Origin of the sequence: Chryseobacterium taeanense (assembly GCF_900099685.1) — a bacterium.
Taxonomy (GTDB): Bacteria; Bacteroidota; Bacteroidia; order Flavobacteriales; family Weeksellaceae; genus Chryseobacterium; species Chryseobacterium taeanense.
The window spans coordinates 23823-30755 of the sequence record NZ_FNDW01000019.1 but is presented as its reverse complement, the minus strand read 5'-3'; the positions used below and the strand labels follow the sequence as shown (position 1 = coordinate 30755).

At 35.6% G+C, this 6933-nt stretch carries 9 protein-coding genes; 3 read left to right on the top strand and 6 right to left on the bottom strand.

The window, feature by feature from the left end:
• Positions 1 to 480: 480 nt before the first annotated feature.
• A complete protein-coding gene (locus BLR30_RS17325) occupies positions 481 to 870 on the top strand; it encodes a DUF1398 domain-containing protein (RefSeq protein WP_089861596.1) in 390 nt (129 codons plus the stop codon).
• A gap of 80 nt (positions 871 to 950) precedes the next feature.
• The gene (locus BLR30_RS17320; RefSeq protein ID WP_089861594.1) at positions 951 to 1397 is read left to right on the top strand and encodes a DinB family protein; all 447 of its coding nucleotides are present in this window, start codon (positions 951 to 953) and stop codon (positions 1395 to 1397) included.
• A gap of 85 nt (positions 1398 to 1482) precedes the next feature.
• On the opposite strand, the gene nth is transcribed toward BLR30_RS17320, so the two are convergent.
• On the bottom strand, positions 1483 to 2103 hold the full coding sequence (gene nth, locus BLR30_RS17315; RefSeq protein ID WP_089861592.1) for an endonuclease III: 621 nt from the start codon (positions 2101 to 2103) through the stop codon (positions 1483 to 1485).
• Positions 2104 to 2136: 33 nt separating this feature from the next.
• Between nth and bcp the strand changes: the two genes are divergently transcribed.
• Entirely contained in the window at positions 2137 to 2586 is a 450-nt protein-coding gene (gene bcp, locus BLR30_RS17310) for a thioredoxin-dependent thiol peroxidase (protein WP_089861590.1), read from the top strand.
• 86 nt (positions 2587 to 2672) lie between these two features.
• Here bcp and BLR30_RS17305 read toward each other — a convergent pair whose 3' ends face one another.
• From BLR30_RS17305 to BLR30_RS17285, 5 genes are read right to left on the bottom strand one after another with little or no spacing between them, the layout of a single operon-like run.
• On the bottom strand, positions 2673 to 3215 hold the full coding sequence (locus BLR30_RS17305) for a GNAT family N-acetyltransferase (protein WP_089861587.1): 543 nt from the start codon (positions 3213 to 3215) through the stop codon (positions 2673 to 2675).
• Positions 3175 to 3849, bottom strand: coding sequence for a hypothetical protein (locus tag BLR30_RS17300; protein WP_089861585.1), 675 nt, complete (start codon positions 3847 to 3849; stop codon positions 3175 to 3177). The genes BLR30_RS17305 and BLR30_RS17300 overlap by 41 nt, the downstream gene beginning before the upstream one ends.
• Before the next feature lie 33 nt (positions 3850 to 3882).
• Entirely contained in the window at positions 3883 to 4965 is a 1083-nt protein-coding gene (locus tag BLR30_RS17295; protein WP_228400799.1) for a mannose-1-phosphate guanylyltransferase, read from the bottom strand.
• A 2-nt stretch (positions 4966 to 4967) separates the two neighbouring features.
• Positions 4968 to 5558 (bottom strand): SprT-like domain-containing protein, encoded by a 591-nt coding sequence (locus tag BLR30_RS17290; RefSeq protein WP_089861583.1) that lies wholly within the window; start codon positions 5556 to 5558, stop codon positions 4968 to 4970.
• Position 5559: 1 nt separating this feature from the next.
• Complete coding sequence (locus BLR30_RS17285) at positions 5560 to 6882, bottom strand: TolC family protein (protein ID WP_089861580.1); 1323 nt, start codon at positions 6880 to 6882, stop codon at positions 5560 to 5562.
• Between the last annotated feature and the right edge of the window lie 51 nt (positions 6883 to 6933).

Below are 6933 nucleotides of genomic sequence, written 5' to 3'. Positions count from 1 at the left end.
GTTTCGCCTGTCTGAACGGGATAAATAATAGCTTTCCCCTAAAATAGTTTAAACAAATTTAAAAAATAATTTGCATATTAACACAGTACCTTTTGTGGTTATATAAAAACGCTAAAAACAGACTTTATAAAAAAGGTTTAAATTTCAATCAAATCATCAGTGAAAAAAGTAGCGGCTACAGGTTCATATTTTCTAAATATTCTGATGCTTTTAAAAATTCATGCGGATAAATTGTTTAATTTATCCATATAATTTCTCAAAGTTATCCATATGATTTGGAAGATTTATCCATATAATTTTCCGGCAACAGGAAACCAACAAAAGAAAAAGAAGTGAAAAAGCTCATCAATAAAGGGTTTGCGAACATCCGGCCTAACCAATCCCGGAATAATAAAAAAACAGTCATTTTTATATGTTGTTTTTTCAGCAAATTTCACTTTCAGACCAGGCTTTTTTTTAAATTAAAATACAAGAAAAAAAATGTTTACAGTAGAACAAATTGAAAATGCACACAGCAAAGTACAGTCGGGTGCAGATTTTCCAAATTACATTAAAGAAATTAAAGATTTGGGTGTAAAATCTTTTGAAATCTGGGTAAAAGACAGCCATACAGAATATTTCGGAGACAATGGTTATACCACAAAGTCAAAAGCTAAATATGCCGATCTCACGATTGAAAATAGCGTTGACGAAGAGAAATTCATTAAACAATTAAAAAGCCATCAAAAAGGTGAAACCGATTATATGGAATTCTGCGAAGACTGCGCAGAAACAGGAATTGAAAAATGGATCGTAAACCTAAATAATTTTACCTGTGTTTATTATGATAAAGCAGGAAATGAAATTCTGATGGAGGAAATTCCTCATTAAAATATTGATGCCACAGATATATTTGTGGCTTTTTTGTTGATAATATTCTTTAATTTTATCTCAAATTCATAAAAAGAATCATGATAACAGAAAGCATACAATCACTTTTCATAAGAGATTTAAATAAATTAAGAACGGAGATCGACGCTTACAGCGATGAAAAGAATATCTGGAAAACGGATAAGAACATTTCCAATTCTGCCGGGAATCTTTGCCTTCATCTTGTTGGAAACCTCAGTCATTTTGTAGGCGCTATTCTCGGAAAATCCGGCTATGTAAGAACCCGTGAACTTGAATTTTCACTAAAAGATGTTCCAAGAGCTGAATTGATTCAGCAGATTGAGAGCACTATTGAAATTGTAAATTCATCGCTTGGGCGATTATCGGCAGAAGAGCTCATGAAGGAATATCCGCTAGAGCCTTTTGGTTATCCCATGACGACGGAATATTTCCTGATTCATCTGTTTGGACATTTGAGCTATCATTTGGGGCAGATCAATTATCATCGCAGATTGCTTGATTTGTAGTGATTTAATCTTTAAACCACCCCGTCTAAATTTTCCTTGAAAATTTATCCACCCCTCCAAAGGAGGGGAATTCATGCCACTATACTTATTTTTCAAATAACATTTTGGTAATAAAGTCTTTCTCTCCTTTTCCCCGCGCGGGAGAATATTCTCTTCCGTAAAAAATGATCTGAAGGTGAAGCTTATTCCAGACACTTTCCGGCCATATGGTTTTTGCATCTCTTTCGGTTTCTACGACGTTTTTGCCGGAAGTAAGTTTCCATTGTGTCATCAGACGGTGAATATGCGTATCAACCGGAAAAGCAGGAAATCCGAATCCCTGGCTCATGACAACAGAAGCGGTTTTGTGTCCGACTCCGGGAAGTGCTTCTAACTCCTCGTAGGTCTGCGGCACTACTCCATTGTGTCTTTCCAGTAGCAACTCGGCCATTCTTTTGAGGTTTTTAGCTTTTGTGTTTGAAAGTCCTATTTCTTTAATGAGCTCTTTGATCTCTGAAACTTCAAGCTTTGCCATTTCTTGGGGAGTTCCGGCTACTCTGAACAGCTCAGGTGTAACCTGGTTTACTTTTTTATCGGTTGTCTGTGCAGAAAGTGCTACCGCAACCATTAAAGTGTACGGATCGGTATGATCCAACGGAATGGGAACTTCGGGATATAATTTTTCTAATTCTGTCTGAATAAGCTCGGCTCTTTGCTTTTTTGTCATGTAACCATTAAATTTGAACAAAAATAAATCATTATGTTGAAAGTAGGAGACCAATTACCTCAATTTGAAGGTACAAATCAGGATGGAGCTACGATTGATTCTAAAAATCTGATCGGCAAAAAGCTTGTTGTCTTTTTCTACCCGAAAGCAAACACGCCGGGCTGTACTGCTGAAGCATGTAATTTGAGAGACAATTACGCTGAATTGAAAAAACAGGGCTTTCAGCTGTTAGGTGTAAGTGCAGACGCTGTAAAAAGTCAGAAAAATTTCAGTGAAAAATATGAGCTTCCATTTGATATTATTGCAGATGAAACGCGTGATATTATTGAAAAGTTTGGCGTTTGGCAACTGAAAAAGTTTATGGGAAGAGAGTTTATGGGAATTGTGAGAACCACTTTTGTTTTTGATGAAAACGGAATCTGTACCGAGGTTATCGAAAAGGTAAAAACAAAAGACCATGCTTCACAGATTTTAGAAGAATAGTTTTAAAACCTATTGTCATGCTGAAAGCATCTCAATGCAAACTTTTCAATTTGTACAGATTCTTTCAGGATGTAAAGAACAGTAAATTATTCTGTTTCGTAATACATTAATTCCTCAGAATCTCCTGGAATGGTAACAAATTTCTGGAATTTTAATCCTAGCTTTTCAATTAATTTTTGAGAGGAAAAATTATTTTTGGTAGTGATCGCTGAAATTTTCTGTAAGCCAAAATCATCCATGCCGACAGATTTTACTTTTAAAGCAGCTTCGTAAGCATATCCTTTTCCTTCAAATTCATTAAGAAGAGAAAAACCGATATCTACAACCTCAAGTCCTTCTCTTTCAAATATTCCCACGCCGCCAATTTTATGATTCCCTTCTTTCGTCATCATTAAATAGTTACCGTAACCCAATTTCTCAAACTGAGGAAGAAATCTGTTTTGAATATAATCTTCAGCATCTGAAACGGTTTTTATTCCACGATCACCAATATACTGAATGAATTTCGGACTGTTATAAAGTTCAAAAATAAATTCGGCATCTTCCAAATTCATCGGACGAAGAATTAACCGTTCTGTTTCGTAAAAATTATCTGCGCTTTGACGGTTTTCTTGATTTTTTAGGCTCATCTTTTGGTTCTTCTTTTTTTTCAATTTTTAAAAGCCTCGGATTGTTCGTACACTTTTTATTATAAAGTTCTATATATGCTCCGTTGTCTTTAGCATTAGAAATCGTTTCTGTTGATTTTCTGATGGTCAGTGTAAAATGTTTTTTCTGATAAGGACATTCCGTTGAAGTCAATTTTCCCAAATCAAGGTAATAATTGGCTTTATCTTCGTAATAATTTCCTGCAAGATCCCTGAATTCTTCATCAATGATATATCCTTCTGTTGCTGCAAAAACCGCTGCATCCTGAATATTATCTATTTTTCCGACAAATTTTCTTAGAGTATTCAGATCAGTAATATATTCCGGTTTTCCGGATGAAAAATCTACAATATAGTAGAATTCATCTTCTTCAGCAATCCCTATATTAAATCCTGAGGATTGAGATTCATAGTCGGTTTTAGTTCCCGACTGTTTCAGGATATTATCCTTTCCATAGCTTTTATGAATCAGAATCCAGGAATCCATTTTAGTATCGGGATTTATTTTACTTAAAATCAAAGAAATATTGGGAAACTGTTTTTTCTCCTGAGAATACAAAAGGACTCCCAAAAGCATAAAAATAAGCAGATGGATTTTATAGGTAAGTTTAATCATATTTTAAAAGAACGCAGATGCCTTCCGAATATTTTATATGAATTTATCTCCTTTCTTGAAGTTTTTAAGATCGAGCACATAATCTTTTATCAGCTGATCGTGTTCTTTCGGACAGATGAGCAGAACTTTATCGGTATCTACAACAATATAATCTTTCAGCGAATCAATAATTACCGCTTTGTTGCTGTTTTTGATATTAATGATATTGCCTTCCGAATTGTATGTTAAAATGTGCTTTTGCTTTACGGCATTCCTGTTTTCGTCTTTTTCCGTATTCTCATATACTGATGTCCATGTTCCGAGATCGCTCCAGCCGAGATCCGCAGGAATTACATATACATTTTTTGCCTTTTCGAGAATTCCATTGTCGATAGAAATTTTCTGTACTTTAGGATAAATGAGCTCTATACAGCTTTTTTCACTTTCGGCATTATACTCACAAGCCATAAAATGCTGAGTCATTTCGGGAAGATATTTTTCGAAAGCGTTGTGAATTGATTTTACATTCCAGATAAAAATTCCGGCATTCCACAAAAAGTCTCCACTTTCCAGAAAGCTTTTAGCAATTTCCAATATTGGCTTTTCGGTAAAAGTTTTTACTTTATAATAATCTGCATCATGTTTATCAACGAACTGAATATATCCGTATCCAGTGTCAGGCCTAGTAGGGGTAATTCCCAACGTAACCAGATATTCATTTTTAGAAGCAAGCTCAAATGCCAGTTCTACTTTTTCAAGAAAAGTATCTTCTTTCAAAATCAGGTGATCTGCCGGCAAAACAATCATCGTAGCGTCGGGATCAATTTCGGCTATTTTATTTGCCATATAAAGATTGCATGGCGCGGTGTTCTTCAGAAGAGGTTCTCCAACAATATTTTCCTGTGGAAGTTCCGGCAACTGCTGATGCGACAGCTCGACATATTCTGTGTTGGTAATCACAAAAATATTTTCATCAGGAATGATCTTACTGATCCGGTCGTACGTTTGCTGGATCATGGTACGTCCCACTCCTAAAATATCCTGAAATTGTTTCGGAAATTTTTGCGTACTCAAAGGCCAGAATCTACTGCCGATTCCTCCCGCCATAATCACGCAATATCTATTTGATTTTGACATTCTTAAGTGCATTTTTCTACCCTTGCCAAAGGCTTGAAAGAATACTTCCTTCCTGTAGCCAGGTTCTTACAAAGATAGTTTTTTTTAATAAGACCTTCTAACAAATACTTTTCATTTCGGTAAATAAAGAAGTCTCCTTTTTGAAGCTTTTCAATAAATACAAGTGTATCATCCTGTTTCTCAATATGAAAATATTTAACAAGGTCAGGGCTTGCCATGAAGTTGGCTTTAGGAGATTTTGAAAACTTTATAATGATTGGTCTAAGGTTTTCTTCATAAACATCAATACTCTGCAACAGCATTTTTCTGAACGTCTCTTTCCATTCATTACCGTGTGGAGAAATCTTTCTTCCATATTTCTCAAAAGCAATAAGATGGGCAAGCTCGTGTGTAAGCACGAAGAAAAAAAGCTCAGGAGCCAGCGTTGAATTAATGGTAATCTCATGAGAATGATCCGGAAGCTTGCGATAATCTCCAAGCTTTGAATTCCTGTCTCGTGTAATCTTTATATGAATATAATAATCTGCAAACCAGATTTTTAAATATCGAAGTATATTCTGTGGTAAATATTTTTCTAATGATTGAATAGACATTCTACAAACTTAGTGGAATTCCGGAATAGAAATTCAACAATTTAAGGCTGAAAAGATAATTATATTTTGCCTGAGCCACAGATCCCTGCGCATTGGCATAATTGTTCCTTGCAACATTCACATCATAAATCGTAGATCTTCCTGCTGCATAACTTTTATCTGCAAAATCAAGCGCAAGTTTTGTGCTTTTTTCTGCCTGAACTGCTGATAAATAAATTTCATAATTCGCATCCACATCAAACTGAGCCTTCTGAACATTTTCACGAACCGCCTGTTTCTGTTGCTGCATATTAACTTTAGCAATACTTTCATTCAGTTTAGATTGCTCTACCTGAAGTTTAGTAATTCCTTTGTTGAAGATAGGAATATTTAGTGAAAGACCAACATTCTGCCCAAACTGATCGCTATACTGATTAAAAAAAGTTCCCTGTACAACACCTGGCAGATCATTAAATTGCTTATTGTAGAATGTGTTAAGACCAGCGCTAGCTGTTAATGTAGGCCAAAATGCTGTTTTACTAACCTCAGTCTGTGCTTCGGCAGATCTTATCCTGCTTTCAGCTGCTTTTATCTGTGGTTGGGTTTCGTAAGCTGTTGTTAAAACCTCATCGACAGATTTCAACTGTGGAGCCAGCTGATCGGGTACATTAACATCTTCTACATCAAAATCTTTATATTCCTGAAGCTGAAGCAATTGAGCGAGTGCGAAAAGGCTTCTTCCTACGTTGATTTCAGCTGTTTTCAGATTCTGCTTTTCTCTTGCAAGACCCGCTTCTGCTTCTGCTAAAACCGTTTGTGCCGTAGTTCCCACTTCTGTCGTAACTTTTGACCTGTCGTATTGTTTCTGGGCATTTTCGACAGCTGCCTGTGAAATTTTTACAATCTCTTTATTCAGTAAAGTCGTCAGATATTGCTGAGCAATCTGAAGAGAAATATCATTTTTAATCGTTTCTATGTCATATTGACTTGCTTCTACATCAAATTCCGTTTTTCTAACGGTTTTTTCAAGTCTACCGTTGTTGTAAACCAACATATCCGCACCAAGACTCACACTGTTATTGAATCTGTCGTTTCTATAACTTCCCGCTCCTAATGATCCCTGTCCGAAGCTCACGCTGTTTCCAATATTTGCAGATACAGATGGAAGATAGTTTCTCTTAGCCATTTTCAGATTGAGATCCTGCATTTGTTTCGAATATTCATTTTGGATCACCTGAAGATTATGTTTAGTCGCATAATCTACACATTCTCTCAAAGACCACTTTTTCTGGGCATTGACAGCCAGGCAAGATAATCCCAAAATAATAGTCAAAACTCTTTTCATAATTACGATTTTTCCTATTAGACGAATTAAATATAAAAAAGTTACAGCTTG

Excerpts from the sequence above, each read along its gene's own strand:
- BLR30_RS17325 (WP_089861596.1), top strand. The coding sequence starts at position 481 with ATGTTTACAGTAGAACAAATTGAAAATGCACACAGCAAAGTACAGTCG.
- BLR30_RS17320 (WP_089861594.1), top strand. The coding sequence starts at position 951 with ATGATAACAGAAAGCATACAATCACTTTTCATAAGAGATTTAAATAAA.
- nth (WP_089861592.1), bottom strand. The coding sequence starts at position 2,103 with ATGACAAAAAAGCAAAGAGCCGAGCTTATTCAGACAGAATTAGAAAAA.
- bcp (WP_089861590.1), top strand. The coding sequence starts at position 2,137 with ATGTTGAAAGTAGGAGACCAATTACCTCAATTTGAAGGTACAAATCAG.
- BLR30_RS17305 (WP_089861587.1), bottom strand. The coding sequence starts at position 3,215 with ATGAGCCTAAAAAATCAAGAAAACCGTCAAAGCGCAGATAATTTTTAC.
- BLR30_RS17300 (WP_089861585.1), bottom strand. The coding sequence starts at position 3,849 with ATGATTAAACTTACCTATAAAATCCATCTGCTTATTTTTATGCTTTTG.
- BLR30_RS17295 (WP_228400799.1), bottom strand. The coding sequence starts at position 4,965 with ATGTCAAAATCAAATAGATATTGCGTGATTATGGCGGGAGGAATCGGC.
- BLR30_RS17290 (WP_089861583.1), bottom strand. The coding sequence starts at position 5,558 with ATGTCTATTCAATCATTAGAAAAATATTTACCACAGAATATACTTCGA.
- BLR30_RS17285 (WP_089861580.1), bottom strand. The coding sequence starts at position 6,882 with ATGAAAAGAGTTTTGACTATTATTTTGGGATTATCTTGCCTGGCTGTC.